The organism is Pseudomonas sp. NFIX28 (assembly GCF_900107395.1).
In the GTDB taxonomy this organism is placed as follows: Bacteria; Pseudomonadota; Gammaproteobacteria; order Pseudomonadales; family Pseudomonadaceae; genus Aquipseudomonas.
The window spans coordinates 263654-282175 of sequence record NZ_FNPW01000008.1 but is presented as its reverse complement, the minus strand read 5'-3'; the positions used below and the strand labels follow the sequence as shown (position 1 = coordinate 282175).

At 61.2% G+C, this 18522-nt stretch carries 19 protein-coding genes; 2 read left to right on the top strand and 17 right to left on the bottom strand.

Going from position 1 to position 18522, the window contains the following annotated elements; all coding sequences use genetic code 11:
• Window positions 1–89: 89 nt before the first annotated feature.
• The 6 genes from acpP to BLV20_RS17625 form a co-directional block, all read right to left on the bottom strand.
• Window positions 90–326 carry an acyl carrier protein gene (gene acpP / locus BLV20_RS17650; protein WP_003175607.1) on the bottom strand — a complete coding sequence of 79 codons (237 nt, stop codon included), beginning with the start codon at window positions 324–326 and terminating at the stop codon, window positions 90–92.
• A 196-nt stretch (window positions 327–522) separates the two neighbouring features.
• The gene (gene fabG / locus BLV20_RS17645) at window positions 523–1263 is read right to left on the bottom strand and encodes a 3-oxoacyl-ACP reductase FabG (RefSeq protein WP_092303586.1); all 741 of its coding nucleotides are present in this window, start codon (window positions 1261–1263) and stop codon (window positions 523–525) included.
• 16 nt (window positions 1264–1279) lie between these two features.
• A complete protein-coding gene (gene fabD, locus BLV20_RS17640) occupies window positions 1280–2218 on the bottom strand; it encodes an ACP S-malonyltransferase (protein WP_092303584.1) in 939 nt (312 codons plus the stop codon).
• Window positions 2219–2344: 126 nt separating this feature from the next.
• Window positions 2345–3355, bottom strand: coding sequence for a phosphate acyltransferase PlsX (plsX, locus tag BLV20_RS17635; protein ID WP_092303582.1), 1011 nt, complete (start codon window positions 3353–3355; stop codon window positions 2345–2347).
• 3 nt (window positions 3356–3358) lie between these two features.
• Window positions 3359–3541 (bottom strand): 50S ribosomal protein L32, encoded by a 183-nt coding sequence (gene rpmF / locus BLV20_RS17630; RefSeq protein ID WP_003179396.1) that lies wholly within the window; start codon window positions 3539–3541, stop codon window positions 3359–3361.
• Window positions 3542–3554: 13 nt separating this feature from the next.
• Window positions 3555–4082: a YceD family protein gene (locus BLV20_RS17625; protein ID WP_009047832.1), complete on the bottom strand. Its 528-nt coding sequence runs from the start codon at window positions 4080–4082 to the stop codon at window positions 3555–3557.
• 105 nt (window positions 4083–4187) lie between these two features.
• Here BLV20_RS17625 and BLV20_RS17620 point away from each other — a divergent pair, with 105 nt between their 5' ends.
• Window positions 4188–4766, top strand: a complete 579-nt coding sequence (locus BLV20_RS17620) for a Maf family protein (protein ID WP_092303580.1) — start codon at window positions 4188–4190, stop codon at window positions 4764–4766.
• 52 nt (window positions 4767–4818) lie between these two features.
• On the opposite strand, the gene sppA is transcribed toward BLV20_RS17620, so the two are convergent.
• Genes sppA through rluC form a run of 3 tightly spaced genes read right to left on the bottom strand, consistent with a single transcriptional unit; the run spans window position 4819 to window position 7435 of the window.
• Window positions 4819–5808: a signal peptide peptidase SppA gene (gene sppA / locus BLV20_RS17615; protein WP_092303578.1), complete on the bottom strand. Its 990-nt coding sequence runs from the start codon at window positions 5806–5808 to the stop codon at window positions 4819–4821.
• An 18-nt stretch (window positions 5809–5826) separates the two neighbouring features.
• Window positions 5827–6489, bottom strand: a complete 663-nt coding sequence (locus tag BLV20_RS17610; protein WP_092303576.1) for an HAD-IA family hydrolase — start codon at window positions 6487–6489, stop codon at window positions 5827–5829.
• On the bottom strand, window positions 6479–7435 hold the full coding sequence (rluC, locus tag BLV20_RS17605; protein WP_092303574.1) for a 23S rRNA pseudouridine(955/2504/2580) synthase RluC: 957 nt from the start codon (window positions 7433–7435) through the stop codon (window positions 6479–6481). Before rluC ends, BLV20_RS17610 begins: the two co-directional genes overlap by 11 nt.
• A 715-nt stretch (window positions 7436–8150) precedes the next feature.
• Here rluC and rne point away from each other — a divergent pair.
• Entirely contained in the window at window positions 8151–11363 is a 3213-nt protein-coding gene (rne, locus tag BLV20_RS17600) for a ribonuclease E (RefSeq protein ID WP_092303572.1), read from the top strand.
• Window positions 11364–11464: 101 nt separating this feature from the next.
• Here rne and BLV20_RS17595 read toward each other — a convergent pair whose 3' ends face one another.
• The 8 genes from BLV20_RS17595 to BLV20_RS17560 all read right to left on the bottom strand — a co-directional run bounded on the left by BLV20_RS17595 (window position 11465) and on the right by BLV20_RS17560 (window position 18507).
• Window positions 11465–12055, bottom strand: coding sequence for a nucleotidyltransferase family protein (locus BLV20_RS17595; RefSeq protein ID WP_092303570.1), 591 nt, complete (start codon window positions 12053–12055; stop codon window positions 11465–11467).
• A complete protein-coding gene (locus BLV20_RS17590; RefSeq protein WP_092303568.1) occupies window positions 12052–13047 on the bottom strand; it encodes an XdhC family protein in 996 nt (331 codons plus the stop codon). The genes BLV20_RS17595 and BLV20_RS17590 overlap by 4 nt, the downstream gene beginning before the upstream one ends.
• Window positions 13047–15365, bottom strand: coding sequence for a xanthine dehydrogenase family protein molybdopterin-binding subunit (locus BLV20_RS17585; protein WP_092303566.1), 2319 nt, complete (start codon window positions 15363–15365; stop codon window positions 13047–13049). The genes BLV20_RS17590 and BLV20_RS17585 overlap by 1 nt, the downstream gene beginning before the upstream one ends.
• Complete coding sequence (locus BLV20_RS17580) at window positions 15362–15832, bottom strand: (2Fe-2S)-binding protein (protein WP_092303564.1); 471 nt, start codon at window positions 15830–15832, stop codon at window positions 15362–15364. Before BLV20_RS17580 ends, BLV20_RS17585 begins: the two co-directional genes overlap by 4 nt.
• Before the next feature lie 248 nt (window positions 15833–16080).
• Window positions 16081–17100, bottom strand: a complete 1020-nt coding sequence (murB, locus tag BLV20_RS17575) for a UDP-N-acetylmuramate dehydrogenase (protein WP_092303562.1) — start codon at window positions 17098–17100, stop codon at window positions 16081–16083.
• Window positions 17097–17561, bottom strand: a complete 465-nt coding sequence (locus tag BLV20_RS17570; protein ID WP_092303560.1) for a low molecular weight protein-tyrosine-phosphatase — start codon at window positions 17559–17561, stop codon at window positions 17097–17099. The genes murB and BLV20_RS17570 overlap by 4 nt, the downstream gene beginning before the upstream one ends.
• Window positions 17561–18325 carry a 3-deoxy-manno-octulosonate cytidylyltransferase gene (gene kdsB / locus BLV20_RS17565; RefSeq protein ID WP_092303558.1) on the bottom strand — a complete coding sequence of 255 codons (765 nt, stop codon included), beginning with the start codon at window positions 18323–18325 and terminating at the stop codon, window positions 17561–17563. The genes BLV20_RS17570 and kdsB overlap by 1 nt, the downstream gene beginning before the upstream one ends.
• On the bottom strand, window positions 18322–18507 hold the full coding sequence (locus BLV20_RS17560; RefSeq protein ID WP_007931663.1) for a Trm112 family protein: 186 nt from the start codon (window positions 18505–18507) through the stop codon (window positions 18322–18324). The genes kdsB and BLV20_RS17560 overlap by 4 nt, the downstream gene beginning before the upstream one ends.
• Window positions 18508–18522: the final 15 nt, after the last annotated feature.

Here is an 18522-nt window from a genome sequence, read left to right as displayed (position 1 = left end):
ACGACACTTTGCATCAGGCCTAAAGAAAAAACCGCACGCCGTAACGGCAGTGCGGTTTTTCCATGACAGCAAAAGACGACTAAATACGATTAAGCCTGGTGGCTGGTAACGTAGTCGATAGCTGCTTGAACGGTAGTGATCTTTTCAGCTTCTTCGTCAGGGATTTCAGTCTCGAATTCCTCTTCCAGAGCCATCACCAGCTCAACGGTGTCAAGGGAGTCGGCACCCAGGTCTTCAACGAAGGAAGCGGTGTTGACAACTTCTTCTTCTTTAACGCCCAGTTGCTCAGCAACGATTTTCTTGACGCGCTCTTCGATGGTGCTCATACCTTGTTTTCACTCCTAATGGACAAATTCAGGCAGCTGGCCAGTGGGTAAGTGTATAGAAAGGCTTTTCAGCTTTTCAACTGAAAGCTTCACTCCTCAAACCCTTCGGCCATCTGCCTATAAATAGATTGCAGCTTTATAACGGATTTTAGACAGCTCGTATGACATTTTTTTGAAGCAATCCGTCACATTTAACTCACATGTACATCCCGCCGTTCACCGGGATTGTAGCCCCGGTCACGTATGCCGCACCGTCGGACGCAAGAAAAGCGACCACTTGCGCGATCTCTTGAGCTTGCCCCAGACGACCCAGCGGAATTTGGACCTGCAAGGCCTCGCGCTGCGCTTCCGGCAAGTCGCGGGTCATGTCGGTATCGATGAAACCCGGAGTTACCGAGTTCACAGTAATCGACCGCGAGCCGATCTCACGCGCCAGAGCACGGCTGAAACCTTCCAGGCCGGCCTTGGCGGTGGCGTAGTTTACTTGGCCTGCGTTGCCCATGGCACCCACAACCGAACCAATACTGATGATTCGTCCCCAACGGGCCTTGGTCATACCGCGCAGGACGCCTTTGGACAGGCGGTACAGACTGTTCAGGTTGGTATCGATCACGTCGTACCACTCGTCGTCTTTCATGCGCATTATCAGGTTGTCACGGGTGATACCGGCGTTGTTCACCAGGATCGCCGGCGCGCCGAACTGCTCCTGAATGGTGGCCAGTACGGCAGCAACGGACTCGTCGCTGGTGACGTTGAGTTCCAGACCGGTGCCTTGAATGCCGTTTTCCTTCAAGGTCGCGGCGATACCTTCGGCACCCGCAGCAGAAGTAGCGGTACCCACAACGACCGCACCCAGGCGACCCAGTTCAAGCGCAATGGCCTGGCCAATACCGCGGCTGGCACCGGTAACCAGTGCAACTTTACCTTGCAGACTCATGCAGGCTTCTCCTAATTCAGGCCTTCGCTGCACGGGCGGCAGCGAAGGCATCGGGGGTATTCAGGTTAGAGGTCGACACGCCTTCGGCGCAGCGCTTGTTGAGACCCGCCAGGACCTTGCCCGGACCGCACTCGACCAACTGGGTAGCGCCCTTGGCGGCCAGGGTCTGCACCGACTCCACCCAACGCACCGGCTTGTACAGCTGCTCCAGCAAGTCACGCTTGAGGGTGTCGAGATCCGGCGCCACATCGGCGCTGACGTTTTGTACCAATGGAATCTGTGGTGCTTGCCAATTGATGGCGGCAATCGACTCAGCGAAGCGCTCGGCCGCCGGACGCATCAGCTCACAGTGCGATGGCACGCTGACAGGCAATGGCATGGCGCGCTTGGCACCCCGCGCCTTGCAACCCTCGATGGTGCGCTCGACAGCGGCCTTGGCACCGGCGATCACCACCTGGCCCGGAGAGTTGAAATTGACTGCACTGACCACTTCGCCCTGTGCAGCTTCGGCACAAGCGGCCAGCACATCGGCATCTTCCAGGCCGAGAATCGCCGCCATGCCGCCCTGCCCCGCAGGAACGGCTTCTTGCATCAATTGACCGCGACGCTCTACCAGCTTGACGGCCTCGCCCAGCGTCAGGCTGCCAGCGGCAACCAGCGCGCTGTATTCGCCCAGGCTGTGGCCGGCAACGAATGCCGGGCGCTCGCCGCCCTCGGCCAGCCACAGGCGCCACAAGGCGATGGAGGAGGTCAGAATGGCCGGCTGGGTTTTATCGGTTTGGTTGAGCAGCTCCTCCGGACCTTCCTGGGTCAATGCCCAGAGATCGTAGCCCAGAGCATCGGAAGCTTCTTTGAAGGTTTCGAGGACCAATGGGTACTGCGCGCCCAGCTCGGCCAACATGCCGAGGGACTGCGAGCCCTGTCCTGGAAAGACGAATGCGAGGGATGCAGACATGTAACAAGCCCCTAATGATCTAGTCGTCGAAGAATTGACGCCCCACCGTGGTGGACGCAAGAAACTGAAAGTTGGATGGCCCATTGAACTGAGCGGTCACATTTAAGCATTTCCGAGCGTAAACGCCTAAAGCAACAAGTCTTCGAGCCGACCATGTAGCCGTTCGGGAAGGTTTTCCTGGATCTCGATCAATGCCCGCTGAATTGCGCTCTGGAAGCCCTGAACCCCCGCCGAACCGTGGCTTTTCACGACAATTCCCTGCAAGCCGAGAAAGCTCGCGCCGTTGTGTCGCGCCGGCGCCAGATCCGCCTGCAAGCGACGCATCAGCGGCAATGCCAGGGCGCCAACCACACGGGAAAGCGCATTTTGCTTGAACAGGGACTCGATACGCGCCGCGATCATGGTCGCCAACCCCTCGCTGGACTTGAGCAGGATATTGCCGACAAAACCGTCGCACACCACCACATCCGCCTCACCGCGATACAGCCCGTCGCCCTCGACAAAACCGATGTAATTCAGGCCCCGGGCGCCCTGTAACAGGCTCGCCGCCAGCTTTACCTGCTGGTTACCCTTGATGTCCTCAGTGCCAATATTGAGCAACGCCACTCGCGGACGAACGATCCCCAGCGTCTCGGCAGCCACCGAACCCATGACAGCGAACTGAAACAGATGCTCGGCACTGCAATCGACGTTGGCGCCCAGATCCAGCAACTGGCAATAGCCACGCTGGGTCGGAATGGCCGCCACCATCGCTGGCCGATCGATACCTGGAAGCGTCTTCAGCACATAGCGCGACAACGCCATCAATGCACCGGTATTACCAGCACTGACACACGCCTGGACCTTGCCATCACGCAATAGCTCGAGCGCCACGCGCATGGAAGAGTCCGGCTTGCCACGCAAAGCCTGGGAAGGTTTTTCATCCATGCCAATGACTTCTGCGGCGGGCACAACCGTCAGGCGCGCGCGATCCACAGCCGAATGGCCGAAAATCAATTCTTCTAAGAGGAAAGGTTGGCCGACAAGGGCCAGGTGCAGCGAGGGGGTGGCAGACAGGCAAGCAAGGCTGGCCTGAACAATGCTGCGGGGACCGAAGTCCCCGCCCATTGCGTCAATCGCGATGACTTGAGCGGACAAGGATTACTCGTCAGCGCCCTTGTCGATCACTTTACGACCACGGTATACGCCTTCTGGCGATACGTGGTGACGCAGGTGAACTTCACCGGTGGTCTTTTCTACGGACAGGGTGCTAGCCTCGAGAGCGTCGTGCGAACGACGCATGTCACGGGCAGAGCGGGATTTTTTGTTCTGCTGAACAGCCATAATTGATTAACTCCTAAACGTTTGGGTCACGCTTTAACTGCGCCAATACACTGAACGGGTTGGACCGCGTTACCTCGTCCTCGCTCGGTTCGGGCTCATCGAGACCCGCCGGCTGCTGGCATTCTTCCGGATGATGAGCAGGCACGATGGGCAAGGCGAGCAAAAGCTCCTCCTCGATCAAAGCCTGCAGATCCAAAGGATCTTCGCCCAGTTCCAGCACGTCATAACCTTTCGGCAACGACTGGGTATTCGCACCCTCCTTCACCACAGCATAACTGCATTCGCTATGGATCGGCAGGGTGACCAGCTCAAGACAACGCTGGCAAACCATTTTGACTTCGACGTCGATGGAGCTGTGGATAACTACAGCTTTACGCTCGTCACGCTCGAAAACGAATTTAGCCTGCACCGTACCGACATTGTCGGAAAGCGGGTCGCAGAGTCTCTCCAAATCAGCCAGCAGCAGTTCACCTTGAAGGGTGGTGCCACGGTCAGCCAATTTGCGCGGGTCAACGTGAGGTGGAATCGGGTCATTCAACATAGGCGCAGCATTATAGGGATGCCCCCGGCCATGTCAAAGGAAATTCAGCCCTGTCCGTCACTTGCAAGCCCCGCTAGAATTCGCGGCCAGCCTCAGGAGATGCGCATGCTGCCTTTATTACTTGCCTCAAGCTCGGCCTACCGTCGCGAATTGCTCGCTCGCCTGCGCCTGCCCTTCACCTGCAGCTCACCGGATATCGACGAAAGCCATCGCCCTGCGGAATCCGCCACCGCCCTGGTCAAGCGCCTGGCCGAAGAAAAGGCCCGAGCCCTGGCCGCCACCCACCCAGGGCACCTGATCATTGGCTCGGACCAGGTCGCAGTGCTTGGCGAACGCATCATCGGCAAGCCCCATACGTTCGAAAAGGCGCGCGAGCAATTGCTCGCAGCCAGCGGTGCGAGCGTGACCTTTCTCACCGGCCTGGCCCTGCTCAACAGCGAGAGCGGCCACTGCCAGGTCGACTGCGTGCCTTTCACCGTGCACATGCGCGACCTTAACGCCGCCCGCATCGAACGCTACCTGCACGCCGAACAGCCCTATGACTGTGCTGGCAGCTTCAAGGCCGAGGGCCTGGGCGTCAGCCTGTTCCGCAGCACCGAAGGCAGCGATGCCAGCAGCCTGATCGGCCTGCCGCTGATCCGACTGGTAGACATGCTGCTTGTCGAAGGCGTGGAAATCCCCTGATCGACCACAATAAAAAGCCGACCCCAAGGCCGGCTTTTTTAAAACACTGCGATCAGCGCAATGCAGGCCCCTGAAAGCCCATCCACATAGCCAGATGCTCAGCGACACTGGCACCCAGCTTTTTCGAGAAACGATCGAAAGGCGATTCCTGGACGGTGAAGTCCACCAACTCCTTCTCACCGACCACATCCCGGGCAACCGAACTGGCACTACCCAGTCCATCGATCAAGCCCAACTGCAGCGCCTGCTCGCCGGACCAGATCAGGCCAGAGAACAGCTCCGGATGGTCTTTGTCCTTGAGACGCTCACCACGCCCCTGCTTGACGCTGGCAATGAACTGGCGATGAGTGGTATCCAGCACACTCTGCCAGAACTGGGTTTCCTCCGGCTTTTGCGGCTGGAACGGATCAAGGAACGATTTGTGCTCACCCGAGGTGTAGGTACGACGCTCTATACCCAGCTTTTCCATGGTGCCGACAAATCCATAACCAGCCGCCGTGACGCCAATGGAGCCGACCAGACTCGCCTTGTCGGCATAGATCTGATCGGCAGCGCTGGCAATGTAATAGGCACCGGAAGCCCCCAGATCGGAAATTACCGCATACACCTTGATATTCGGATGCAGCCCCCGCAGGCGACGGATTTCGTCATACACATAACCCGACTGCACCGGGCTACCGCCAGGACTATTGATACGCAGCACAACACCCTTGACCTTCGAATCCTCGAAAGCCGCACGCAAGCTGGTAACGATGTTATCGGCGCTCGCCGACTCCTTGTCCGCAATGACACCCGCCACCTCGATCAGCGCCGTATAACCAGCCCCGCGGGTAGCGGCTTTTTCCATATCCATCAGCGGCGTAAACAACACCAGAGCCACAATCAGATAAACAAAGGTCAGCAACTTGAAGAAAATCCCCCAGCGCCGCGAGCGCCGTTGCTCCTGCACACCTGCCAGCAGGGTTTTTTCCAGCAGCTTCCAACTCTTGTCATCAGCGCTTTCGGCAGCCGATTTGCTCGGCGCTTTCCATTCGTCACTCATGCCATTACCCCAAAAGCCTCAATTGCCCCGCTGGCTGAGCCAGGCATGCAATTGAGGAAAACTATCGATAGACAGACGCGGCTCATAAGCCTGCAAGGCCTCCAGCGACTGGGCACCGTAACTGACCGCAACCGACGCCATACCCGCATTACGCGCCATCAGCAGGTCGAAAGACGAATCCCCTACCATCAACGCCTGCTCGGGCCGCACTTCGCAATGCGCCAGGATTTGTTCAAGCATCAACGGATGAGGCTTGCTCGCGGTTTCGTCCGCAGCACGGGTAATGTCGAAATAATCTTCCCAGCCATGGGCCTTCAACACCCGATCCAGGCCACGGCGCGCCTTGCCGGTCGCCACCGCCAAATGATATCCCTCACGCCGAAAAGCTTCGAGAGACTGCGCCACCCCAGCGAACAGCGGGGAAGGCTCGGCCTCGAGGGCAATGTAATGATCGGCATAGTGTTGGCGGAAATCGACCAACTCGGCATCGCTGATCTGCGGATACAACGTGCGAATTGCCTCGGGCAACCCCAGGCCAATGATGCCTTTGACTGCGAAATCATCACACCGGGCAAAACCCGAACGATCAGAGGCCATATGCATGGCCTCGACTATCCGACCAATGGAGTCAGCCAGGGTGCCATCCCAGTCGAAGATCAGCAGCTTGTAATCAGGGTGCACTCAGGCGCTCCACGGTTTTGGCCCACATTTCATCCACCGGCGCCTGCAACTTCAGCTCTCCGCCATCGGGCAAGGGCACGGTCAGCATGTAGGCATGCAGAAACAGGCGCTTACCGCCCAGGTCGCGGATTTCCTTGGTGAAATCGTCATCGCCATACTTGCTGTCACCGGCGATGCAATGCCCGGCATGCAGGGTATGCACACGGATCTGGTGAGTACGGCCAGTCACCGGCTTGGCTTCGACCATGGTGGCGAAGTCACCGAAGCGGCGCAGCACCTTGAATACGGTCAAGGCCTCCTTGCCCTCCTCATTCACCTCAACCATGCGCTCGCCGGAGCGCAGGTTGCTCTTGAGCAGCGGCGCACGGACTTGCTTGATCGAAGTCGCCCAATTGCCGCGCACCAGCGCCATGTAGCGCTTGTCGACACCATCGCCGCGCAAGGCTTCGTGCAAATGGCGCAACATGCTGCGCTTCTTGGCAATCATCAGCAGACCGGAAGTATCGCGGTCGAGACGGTGAACCAACTCGAGCTCCTTGGCGTCCGGACGCAACTGACGAAAGGCTTCGATCACCCCGAAATTCAGACCACTGCCGCCATGCACAGCGATGCCGGCGGGCTTGTTGATCACAATCAGGGCCTTGTCTTCATAGACAATCGAAGCTTCCAGGCGCTGCAACAACCCCTGCGCCACTGGCACAGGCTCGTCGCGCTCAGGTACGCGCACTGGCGGCACGCGCACGATGTCGCCTGCCTGCAGCTTGTATTCGGGCTTGATCCGCCCCTTGTTCACCCGCACTTCGCCTTTGCGCAAAATGCGGTAAATCAAGGTCTTGGGCACGCCTTTGAGCCGAGCGAGGAGGAAATTATCGATTCGTTGGCCGGCATATTCCGGCGAGACCTCAAGCAGTTGAACGCCTGGGGTCGAGGGGGCAATAGTCGTCATGGCGCAAATGATAACAATTTTTTATGGAATTGAAGCACTTAATGATTACTGCTATAGTCGCGAACGCCGCCAAAAGCGGCCTGGACAGCGGACCAACGGCCAACAGCCGGCCCTGACCAACGCAATTCACCAGGACGCGAGGCCGTCCTACGGGGCTTTCGCTACGAACGGTGGAGTTTTGCAGTTGTAACAAGCGCAGGTGACATGAGGCCTGAAGCACGCCGAAAAGCAGAGTTCCACTCGCCTTTCGAGCAAATATTCACGGCCAGTTCACAAAGTGCAGTCAGTTGCGAACGAACCCGAGCGAGCGCTTCGGAAATACCGCCTAAATTAGCCATGATGCGTGACCTCCCCTTTCGGAGCTCACGGTAAATGCCAACCCGCTGCGGATTCTGCGCGCGGCAGCACCCGAATTATCAGGGATACGTGTAGGGTGGAGATGCACAACCGTCGGACTGTGTAGCATTAGGCTTTATCAAGACGCTTCATCTCGTCCACAGTCGCCGGTTGATTCCTCCTCCTGATTGAGCTTTTGCTTAAGAGGTGCCTTTTGTCACCCCAGCAAGCAGGACGCGTGAGTCGCGAGTTCGCCCCAACTGGCCGGATTTCGCTAGACACTGGAGCGGCCAACCGCTCCTGACGCACCTGACACCGACCGTGAGAAGTCGTGTGTGCCGAACGCCGTTTCCGGCAGCCCGGAAACCGACGGTACTACATGAAAAGAATGCTGATTAACGCAACTCAACCCGAAGAGTTGCGTGTTGCACTGGTAGATGGCCAACGCCTCTACGACCTGGATATCGAATCCGGTGCACGCGAGCAGAAGAAGGCCAACATCTATAAAGGCCGTATCACTCGCATCGAACCAAGCCTCGAGGCTGCCTTTGTCGATTTCGGCTCTGAGCGCCACGGCTTCCTGCCCCTTAAAGAAATCTCCCGCGAATACTTCAAGAAAGCCCCTGAAGGCCGCGTCAATATCAAGGACGTCCTGAGCGAAGGCCAGGAAGTCATCGTTCAGGTCGAAAAAGAAGAACGTGGCAACAAGGGCGCCGCCCTGACCACTTTCATCAGCCTGGCCGGTCGTTACCTGGTCCTGATGCCGAACAACCCACGTGCCGGCGGCATTTCCCGTCGCATCGAAGGTGAAGAGCGCAACGAACTGCGCGAAGCCCTGAACGGCCTGGTAGCCCCTGCCGACATGGGCCTGATCGTCCGCACTGCCGGCCTGGGCCGCAGCAGCGAAGAAATGCAGTGGGACCTCGATTACCTGCTGCAACTCTGGACCGCCATCAAAGAAGCCTCGCTGGATCGCGCAGCGCCTTTCCTGATCTACCAGGAAAGCAACGTGATCATCCGCGCCATCCGCGACTACCTGCGCCAGGACATCGGCGAAGTGCTGATCGACAGCGTTGAAGCCCAGGACGAAGCCCTGACCTTCATCCGCCAGGTGATGCCGCAGTACGCCAGCAAGATCAAGCTGTACGAAGACAGCGTTCCGCTGTTCAACCGTTTCCAGATCGAAAGCCAGATCGAAACCGCCTTCCAGCGCGTCGTCGAACTGCCTTCCGGCGGCTCCATCGTTATCGATCCGACCGAAGCCCTGGTGTCCATCGACATCAACTCGGCGCGCGCCACCAAAGGCAGCGACATCGAGGAAACCGCCCTGCAGACCAACCTGGAAGCAGCGGAAGAAATCGCTCGCCAGCTGCGCCTGCGTGATATCGGCGGCCTGATCGTCATCGACTTCATCGACATGACCCCAGCCAAGAACCAGCGCGCCGTGGAAGAGAAAGTCCGCGAATGCCTGGAAGCCGACCGCGCTCGCGTCCAGGTCGGTCGCATCTCGCGCTTCGGCCTGCTGGAAATGTCCCGTCAGCGCCTGCGCCCATCGCTTGGCGAAAGCAGCGGCATCGTCTGCCCGCGCTGCAACGGCACCGGCATCATCCGCGACGTCGAATCGCTGTCGCTGGCCATCCTGCGCCTGATCGAAGAAGAAGCCCTGAAAGACCGCACCGCCGAAGTTCGTGCCCAAGTGCCGATTCCGGTTGCCGCCTTCCTGCTCAACGAAAAACGCAACTCGATCACCAAGATCGAACTGCGCACCCGTGCTCGTATCGTCATTCTGCCGAACGACCACCTGGAAACGCCGCACTTCGAAGTCCAGCGCCTGCGTGATGACAGCCCGGAAGCCAGCATCAACCAGTCCAGCTACGAAATCGCTGCTGCCGCTGCCGAAGCCGAAGAAGTCCAGCCAGCTGCCGCGACCCGCACCCTGGTTCGCCAGGAAGCAGCGGTCAAGACCGCTCCAGCCCGCGCCAACGCACCGGTTCCAACCGAGGTGGCCGCCGCCCCTGTTGCCGCTCCGGCCGCCGTCGCCGAGCCAAGCCTGTTCAAGGGCCTGGTGAAATCCCTGGTCAGCCTGTTCGCTACCAAGGAAGAGCCAGCCGCTCCGGTCGTGGTTGAAAAACCGGCCGCCGAGCGTCCAGCACGCAACGAAGAACGCCGCAACGGCCGTCAACAGAGCCGCAACCGTAACGGTCGCCGCGACGAAGAACGCAAACCACGCGAAGAACGTGCCCCTCGTGAAGAACGCGCGCCGCGCGAGCCTCGCGAAGAGCGCCAGCCACGTGAAGTTCGCGAAGCCCGTGAGGAAGTCCAGGCCACCGCTCGCGAAGAGCGCGCACCACGTCCGCCACGCGAAGAGCGCCAACCACGCCCACCACGCGAGGACCGCAAGCCACGTGGCGAGCGCGAGGAGCGTGTCCGCGAACTGCGTGAACCGCTGGACGCTGTACCAGCCGCCACCGCCACCGCCGAAGAGCGCCCGGCGCGTCCTCCACGTGAAGAGCGTCAACCGCGCCCACCGCGTGAAGAGCGTCAACCTCGCGCCGAACAGGCCGCTGCCGTAGCTGAAGAAGAGCTGCTGCCGAACGAAGAGCAACTGCAGGAAGACGGCCAGGAGAACGCCGAGGGCGATCGTCCACGCCGCCGCTCCCGTGGCCAGCGTCGTCGCAGCAACCGTCGTGAACGTCAGCGTGACGCCAACGGCAATGTGATCGAAGGTTCGGAAGAGCATGGCGAAGAGCCAAGCAGCGCCGACCTGGCCGCAGGCCTGGCAGTAACTGCCGCCGTTGCCAGCAGCGCAATCAGCGCACCTGCCGAGGCCCAGGCCCACGAGCAGGCCCAGCGCGCGACCGCTGCCGTCCAGGAAGCTGCGCCGACCGTCGAAGCACCGGTCGTCGAGGCCACCACTGCGGTAGAGATTCCAGCAGCGCCTGCTGTTGAAGTCGCCCCGGCTCATGAAGAGCAGCGTGAACAACCGGCAGCGGAACCTGCAGTTGCTGCAGAACAACCTGCCGTCGTTGCCGAGCCTGTAGTCGAAGCGACGGTTGCACAAGCTCCAGCAGCAGAGCCAGTCCAGGAAGCACCTCGCGCCTTCGAGCGTGCAGCCGAGGCGATCGTTGCCGAAGCACCTGCGCCGGTCGCTGAAGTTGTGGCTGAAGAAGTCGTGGCTGCCGCACCTGTAGCTGCCGAGCCTGTGGTTGCCGCACCGGCAGCACCGGTTGAAGCACCTGCCGCCGAAGTGGTTGCCCCGGTTGTCGAGGCCGCGCCGGCCAGCGCCCTGACCAGCAATGGTCGTGCGCCGAACGACCCACGTGAAGTGCGTCGTCGCAAGCGCGAAGCCGAGCGTCTGCAGAAGGAAGCCGAACTGGCTGCCGCTGCCGCCGCTGAAGCACCAGTAGACGCTGCCGTGGCTGCCGAGCCTGCTCCGGTGGTTGCCGAAGCGGTCGAAGCGGCACCTGCTGCCGAGCCGGCCATCGAGCAACCTGCACCTGCCGCCGACGAAGCCCCGCGCGCCGTCGAAGAAGTGGTAGAGCACAAGCCCAAGGCCCTGGAAGAAGAGCACGAGCCTAAACCCCTCGTCTGATTCCTAGCCCGATAAAAAGCCCCGCCTGGTTTCCCAGGCGGGGCTTTTTTATGCCTGCAAGTCTTCAAACCTGCCGCAAGAGCGAGCTAGCGATAGCTATCTCAACCGGCAAACACCAATGCCTGCGGCACATCCACGTCCCACAACACCCCGGCATCCATCAGCGCTACCTCAACGACCTGCCCCGCCGCGAACAGTGACCTGGCTCCGCGGTCTCCGGACAGCCCCTGCAACGCCTGCCCATGGGCCGCGCCAAAGGCCACCGGGTGACCATAGGCCCCCTCATGGACCGGCACCCGGATCATTTGCTCGCCCAAACCCTGCGCCACGCGCTCGATACTCGACGGCAGGATAAAGGGCATATCCCCCAGCACCACCAACCAGCCACCGGCATCGGCGCAGGCCCCAACAGCTGCCGCAAGGCTGTCGCCCATGCCCGACGAATCCACAAACACCACCTGGCAGCCATAGGTTTCAGCCAGGGCAATCACGCCGGGGCGATCCGCCGTTGTCACCAGGACTCTACGGGCCACCAACGCCGGCAAGTTCTTCAAGACCTGCTCGATCACCGGCCTGACCACCCCGTCCCGCCCCCGACATGGAGCCAGCAACTTATCCTGACCGGCCGCCATCTGCCGATAACGGCTGCCCTGCCCTGCGGCCAGGACCACCGCGCACAATGCCTGGCTCAAGCGTTCACCTGGGCAGGCATGGGGGACAGTTTTTTCTGCAATAGATCGATACCGTTCTTGATGGCGACAATTTCCGCCATCACCGACAAAGCGATTTCCGCCGGCGTATGGCTGCCGATATGCAGGCCGATAGGCCCATGCAAGCGTTCGATGGCCTGCGGCTCCAGCCCCAACTGGGCCAGATTTTCCCGACGCTTCTGGCTATTGACGCGAGAACCCAGCGCACCGACGTAAAACGCCCGCGAGTTGAGGGCGGTCAACAGCGCCATGTCATCCAGCCTGGGGTCATGGGTCAGCGCGACAATGGCCGTACGCTCATCCGTCTCGATGCTCAGTACCGCTTCATCCGGCATCCCCGGTACAAAGCGTCCATGCTGCTCTTCCCAGCCATAAACGAACTCCTTGCGCGGATCGCAGATCAGCACTTCGAAGTCCAGCAGCCGCGCGATTTCCGCCACATAGCGCGACAACTGTCCGGCACCGATCAGCAATAGTCGCCAGCGCGGGCCATAGATCGCCCGCAGGGTCGTATCGTCGAAAGTCAGTGCATCGGTCTTGCTGGCCGGCTTCAGCAGCACTTCGCCGCTCTGCAGGTTCAACTCCCGGGCGACGATTTCATGTGCCTCGCATCGGGCCAGCAGTTCGGCAACCCAGGCCGGATCGCCAACCCGCTCCTCGGTCAGGCGCAGGGTGCCGCCGCAAGGCAGGCCAAAACGCGCGGCCTCCTCGCGGGTCACGCCATAAGTCACCAACTGGACCGGCGGCCCGTCTTCAGTCAAGCGGCCATCGTGCAAACGGGCGATCAGGTCGTCCTCGATACAACCACCCGAGACCGAACCGATCACCATGCCGTCTTCACGCAAGGCCAGCATCGCGCCCGGTGGCCGCGGCGCGCTGCCCCAGGTCTGGACCACGCTATACAGCAGCACGCGCCGCCCCGCGCGGCGCCATTGCAGCACGCTGCGCAGGACATTCAGGTCGACGCTGTCCATCAGGCCTTGCCTGCTTGTTGCCAGCCCTGCAACTGATAACGCACTGGCAGGTTGCGGATGCGCTTGCCGGTGGCGGCAAAGATCGCATTGCACAGGGCCGGCGCGATCGGCGGCACGCCCGGCTCACCGACACCGCCCAATGGCACATTGCCTGGCGGCGTCACCAGGTGCACGGCCACTTCCTTCGGTGCCAGGGACATGCGCGCCACTTCATACATATGGAAGTTGTCCTGCTGGACCTTGCCGTCCTTGAAGCTGATCTCACCCACCACCGCATTGCCCAGGCCCATCACACAAGCGCCCTCGAACTGCGAGCGGATGCGCTCAGGGTTGATCTGCGGACCACAGTCCACGGCGATATCGGCCTTGTGCACAATCAGGGCGCCATCATCCTTGACCTCCACCTCGATCACCGCCGCCACGTAGGTGACGAAGCTGTAATGCACCGCCAGCCCCAGGCCGCGCCCCTTGGGCAGGCTACGACCCCAGCCCGCTGCCTTGGCGGCCGTCTCCAGCACACCGCGCATACGGGCGGTGTCGATCGGGTAACGCTCCGGTGACTCGCCGTAGTTCCATTCTTCGCTCAACGTCCGCGGATCGATCTGACGATCCGGCCCGAGCAGCTTGAGCTGGTACTTCAACGGGTCCTGGCCCGCCTTGTGGGCCAGTTCGTCGACAAAGCTCTGGATGGCAAAACCGTGCGGGATGTTCGACACCGAGCGGTACCAGCCAACGCGGGTATGCGCGGCGGCCTCGGGGTTTTCCAGGCGCACGTTGGGAATCGCGTAGGCCATGTTGGTAAAGCCCATGCCCAGCTCGAACGCGGCCTCATGGTTCATGCCCGGGGCAAACAGCGCGGTGATGCTTGGCGCCACGGTGCGGTGCAACCAGCCGGACGGCATGCCGTCCTTGTTCAGGCTGGCCTTGAGGTACTCCGCCGATACGGTGTGGAAATAGGAGTTATGAATGTCGTCTTCGCGGGTCCATTGCACGCGTACCGCCTTGCCTGGCGTTTCCTTGGCGAGGATTGCCGCCTCGAGGACGAAATCAGGCTTGGATTTGCGCCCGAACCCACCGCCAAGCAAGGTGATGTTGACCGTGACCTTGTCGAAGGGAATACCCAGGCGCTCGGCGATACGTTCGCGGGTCACCTGCGGCGCCTGGCTGGGAGCCCAGGCTTCGCACTGGCCGTCCTGAAACCGCGCCACGGCAACCATCGGCTCCATCGGCGCCTGTGCCAGGTGCGGCAGATAGTAGGACGCTTCCAGGCTGCTGTCGGCGTCGCTCATGGCTGCGTCGATATTGCCAGTGCTGCGCACTACCTTGCCGGGCTTGAGCGCCGCGGCTTCCAGCTCCTTGCGGTAGGCAATCGAGTCGTAGCCCGCATTGGCGCCATCGTCCCACTCGATTTTCAGCGCCTCGCGGCCCTTGATCGCCGCCCAGGTATTGCTCGCGATCACCGCGACGCCTCCCAGGGGCTGGAATTCGGAGGGCAGCGGACGGCTGTCGATCTGCACGACCTTGATCACGCCCGGGACTTTCATCGCCGCGCTGCCGTCGAAGGACTTGACCTTGCCGCCATAGACCCGGGGACGGGCGACAGTCGCAAAGAGCATGCCGTCGAAATGCACATCGGCGCCGTAGACCGCCTGGCCGTTGACGATGTCCGCACCGTCGATGGCGCGAGTGTCTTCCTTGCCGATATAGCGGAATTCGCTGGGCTGCTTCAGCCGCAGGCTGTCACGGGCCGGCACCGCCAGGGCGCTCGCCGCGGCGGCAAGGGCTCCGTAGCCGAGTTCGCGACCGCTCGGCTGGTGGATCACTTTATGCAATTGCGCCCGGCATTCAGCCAGCGGGACTTTCCATTGCTCGGCCGCCGCCTGTTCGAGCATGGTCCGGGCGGCCGCGCCACAGCGCCGCATCGGCTCGTACCAATGGCGCATGCTGCGCGAACCGTCGGTGTCCTGGTTGCCGAAAAGCGCCTCGTCGCCCGGCGCCTGCCTGACCTTCACCAGGGCCCAATCGGCCTCCAGTTCGTCAGCGACCACCATGCTCAGGCTGGTACGCACGCCCTGGCCCATTTCCGAACGGTTGCAGAGCACGGTCACGCTGCCGTCGGCGGCGATACTCACGTACACCTTGGGGTCATCGACCCAGCCGTTGGGCATGCCGTCGGCACCGAACTTCTTCTCTTCGGCGAAGGCGTCCTGCCAGCCCCAGCTGGCCGCCAGCACCAGTGCGCCGGTGGCACCGACGCCTTTGAGAAAACCGCGGCGGCTGAGGTTGCTCAAGGCAAAATCATTCGGCAGCTGGCTCATGCCTGGGCCTCCTTCAGGTGAGTGGACGCCTGGCGGATCGCGGTCTTGATCCGGTTGTAAGTGCCGCAACGGCAGATATTGCCGACCATCGCGGCTTCGATCTGTTCATCGCTAGGGTTCGGGTTGACCTTGAGCAAGGCGGTGGCCGACATGATCTGCCCGCCCTGGCAGTAACCGCATTGGGCCACTGCGCTGTCCAGCCAGGCCTGCTGCACGATCTTGCCGACCGGGTCGCTGTGCAGGTTGTCGATGGTGCTTACGTTCTGCCCGACGACCGAACCGATCGGTGTGATGCAACTGCGTGCCGGGGAGCCGTCGATATGGATGGTGCATGCGCCGCACAGGCCCATGCCGCAACCGAACTTGGTGCCGTTGTAGCCCGCCACATCGCGGATAGCCCAGAGCAGCGGCATGTCCTCGGTAACATCCAGTTGATGATCTTGACCGTTGAGTTTCAGAGTAATCATGGGCACGCCCGCATATTTTCCGTTTATGGGGTCGAGCAATCTGCCGTTGAGTACAACGACTTGCGTAAGCAGATCGACTCAGGCTAATGGGCTCTCTTATGAAGATGGGGAATCTTCACCGGGCCTTTGAAGGTACAAATACTTGCATTGTTAGGAAGCTAAGTTAAGCCGCAATTAACAAAAAAGCCTTGCAGGGTGTGTGACCCGTGCAAGGCTTTGATGGCGCGCTTAGAGCTTAGCCCAACGGCTCAATAGAGATTGGGCTCCATCTCCAGCTGAACATGGAAGCGCTCGGCAATGTCCTTCTGGATCCTTTGCGCCAGGCTCAACAACTGCAAGCCCGTGGCCCCGCCGTAGTTGACCAGCACCAGCGACTGCAAGCGATGGACGCCGGTATCGCCGTCGCGAAAACCTTTCCAGCCCGCCTGCTCGATCAGCCAGCCGGCGGCCAGTTTCACCTGCCCGTCCGCCTGTGGGTAACCCACCAGTCCGGCATGCCGCTGCCTGATCTCGGCCGCCTGCGCCGCAGACACCACCGGGTTCTTGAAAAAGCTGCCGGCATTGCCCAGCACCGCCGGGTCCGGCAATTTCTCGTTGCGGATGCTGCAAATGGCGCGGCTGACATCGGTGGCGGTCGGATGCTCGATGCCCTGCTCGCTCAACCGCTGGCGCACCGGGCCGTACTCCAGGTGCAATGACGAGCTGCGGGCCAGGGCAAAACGCACCCGCAGAATCAGCCAGCGGCCAGCCTCTTGCTTGAACAGGCTGTCGCGGTAGGCAAACCGGCATTCTTCGAGGGTGAAATCACGCAACTCGCCGTTCTGTCGATCCAGCGCGGTCAGGCCGGCAAACACATCCTTGATCTCGACGCCGTAGGCACCGATGTTCTGCATCGGCGCTGCGCCCACGGTCCCGGGAATCAGGCTGAGGTTTTCCAGGCCGGACAAGCCTTGCTGCAAGGTCCATTGCACGAACGGATGCCAGGTTTCGCCGGCCTCGGCCTCGACGACCACCTGCTGGCCATCATCGCTCAGCAGGCGAATGCCGCGGGTACTCATGCGCAATACCAGTGCCGGAATATCAGCGGTCAGCAACAGATTGCTGCCACCGCCAATCACCAGCAGCGGCAGTTGGTGCTGCGCCGAATACGCCAGCGCCTCATGCACATCGGCATCGCTACGGGCCTCGGCGAACAGTTGCGCGCGCACATCGACGCCAAAGCTGTTGAAAGGCTTGAGGGAAACCTGGGATTGCAGATGCAAGCTCATAGCCGCCCCTTCAGCTCGATCACCAGCCGATCGCTGGCGTATTCGATCAGGTCCAGCACCTGCTCGAAGCCTTGCTCGCCGTCATAGTAAGGATCCGGCACCTCGTCCACCGCCGCCTCGTAGCGACGCAGGAACAGGTCCAGCTCGGCTTTGCCCTGGGGCGGTTGCAGCGCCTTGAGGTTGCGCAGGTTGCTCTCGTCCATGGCCAGGATCAGGTCGTAGCGGGCAAAGTCCGCGCTGCTCACCTGCTGGGCACGCTGGGCCGACAGATCGTAGCCGCGCAGCAGGGCCGCGCGCTGGCTGCGCTTGTCCGGCGCCTTGCCGATGTGCCATTCGCCAGTCCCTGCGGATGCGACTTCAACCTGGTCGGCCAGCCCCGCCTCGCGCAACTTGTGACGCAATACGCCCTCCGCCGTGGGCGAACGGCAAATATTGCCCAGGCAGACAAACAGAACCCGCATCAGGCCTCCAGCAGGCGACGAACGCGCTCAAGGTCTTCGGCGGTATCGACACCCGCAGGTGGCGCCTGCAGGGCATCGGCGACATGGATGCGCACGCCGTGCCACAAGGCCCGCAATTGCTCCAGCGCCTCGGTGTTTTCCAGCCAGCACGGGCCCCAGCTGACAAAGTCATGCAGGAAACCGGCGCGGTAGGCATAGATGCCGATATGGCGGCGATAAGGCACGCCTTCTGGCAACAAATCGCGGTTTTTTGCGAAGGCGTCGCGCGCCCACGGCAAGGTGGCGCGGCTGAAGGTCAGGGCCAGGCCGTTGATATCGCTGACCACCTTGACCACGTTCGGGTTGAACAGGGTTTCGATGTCTTCGATCGGCTCGGCCAGGGTGGCCATGCTCGCTTCGGGATGCGCGGCCAGGTTGGCGGCCACCTGGTCGATCACCGCCGGCGGGATCAACGGCTCGTCGCCCTGGACATTGACCACGATGGCGTCCGTGGCCAGGCCCAGTTGGCTGGCAACTTCCGCCAGGCGGTCGGTACCGGAATTATGGTCTTCGCGGGTCAGTATCGCTTCGGCGCCAAAGCCCTGGCAGGCCTCGATGATCCGCGCATCGTCGGTCGCCACCACCACGCGCTGGGCGCCGCTCTTGCAGGCCTGTTCCCAGACGTGCTGGATCATCGGCTTGCCGGCGATCAATTGCAGCGGTTTACCCGGCAAGCGGGTGGAGGCAAATCGAGCTGGAATGACAACGGTAAAGGCTGCGGTCATTTATCCAGGCGCTCGTCAGTGCTGAGGGTACGGGCTTCGCTTTCCAGCATGACCGGGATGCCATCGCGAATCGGATAGGCCAGGCCGGCGCCCTTGCTGATCAGCTCGGTCTTGTCGGCACTGAGCTTCAGCGGTCCCTTGCAGATCGGGCAAGCGAGGATATCGAGCAATTTGGTGTCCATGAGAATTCCCTGGAT

Bases quoted from the DNA above. Each gene is read 5' to 3' on its own strand.
- sppA (WP_092303578.1), bottom strand. From the start codon at position 5,808: ATGAGTGACGAATGGAAAGCGCCGAGCAAATCGGCTGCCGAAAGCGCT.
- BLV20_RS17560 (WP_007931663.1), bottom strand. From the start codon at position 18,507: ATGGACACCAAATTGCTCGATATCCTCGCTTGCCCGATCTGCAAGGGA.
- BLV20_RS17625 (WP_009047832.1), bottom strand. From the start codon at position 4,082: ATGTTGAATGACCCGATTCCACCTCACGTTGACCCGCGCAAATTGGCT.
- BLV20_RS17590 (WP_092303568.1), bottom strand. From the start codon at position 13,047: ATGGACAGCGTCGACCTGAATGTCCTGCGCAGCGTGCTGCAATGGCGC.
- rluC (WP_092303574.1), bottom strand. From the start codon at position 7,435: ATGACGACTATTGCCCCCTCGACCCCAGGCGTTCAACTGCTTGAGGTC.
- BLV20_RS17570 (WP_092303560.1), bottom strand. From the start codon at position 17,561: ATGCGGGTTCTGTTTGTCTGCCTGGGCAATATTTGCCGTTCGCCCACG.
- kdsB (WP_092303558.1), bottom strand. From the start codon at position 18,325: ATGACCGCAGCCTTTACCGTTGTCATTCCAGCTCGATTTGCCTCCACC.
- fabG (WP_092303586.1), bottom strand. From the start codon at position 1,263: ATGAGTCTGCAAGGTAAAGTTGCACTGGTTACCGGTGCCAGCCGCGGT.
- rpmF (WP_003179396.1), bottom strand. From the start codon at position 3,541: ATGGCTGTTCAGCAGAACAAAAAATCCCGCTCTGCCCGTGACATGCGT.
- acpP (WP_003175607.1), bottom strand. From the start codon at position 326: ATGAGCACCATCGAAGAGCGCGTCAAGAAAATCGTTGCTGAGCAACTG.
- BLV20_RS17580 (WP_092303564.1), bottom strand. From the start codon at position 15,832: ATGATTACTCTGAAACTCAACGGTCAAGATCATCAACTGGATGTTACC.
- rne (WP_092303572.1), top strand. From the start codon at position 8,151: ATGAAAAGAATGCTGATTAACGCAACTCAACCCGAAGAGTTGCGTGTT.
- BLV20_RS17585 (WP_092303566.1), bottom strand. From the start codon at position 15,365: ATGAGCCAGCTGCCGAATGATTTTGCCTTGAGCAACCTCAGCCGCCGC.
- murB (WP_092303562.1), bottom strand. From the start codon at position 17,100: ATGAGCTTGCATCTGCAATCCCAGGTTTCCCTCAAGCCTTTCAACAGC.
- fabD (WP_092303584.1), bottom strand. From the start codon at position 2,218: ATGTCTGCATCCCTCGCATTCGTCTTTCCAGGACAGGGCTCGCAGTCC.
- BLV20_RS17620 (WP_092303580.1), top strand. From the start codon at position 4,188: ATGCTGCCTTTATTACTTGCCTCAAGCTCGGCCTACCGTCGCGAATTG.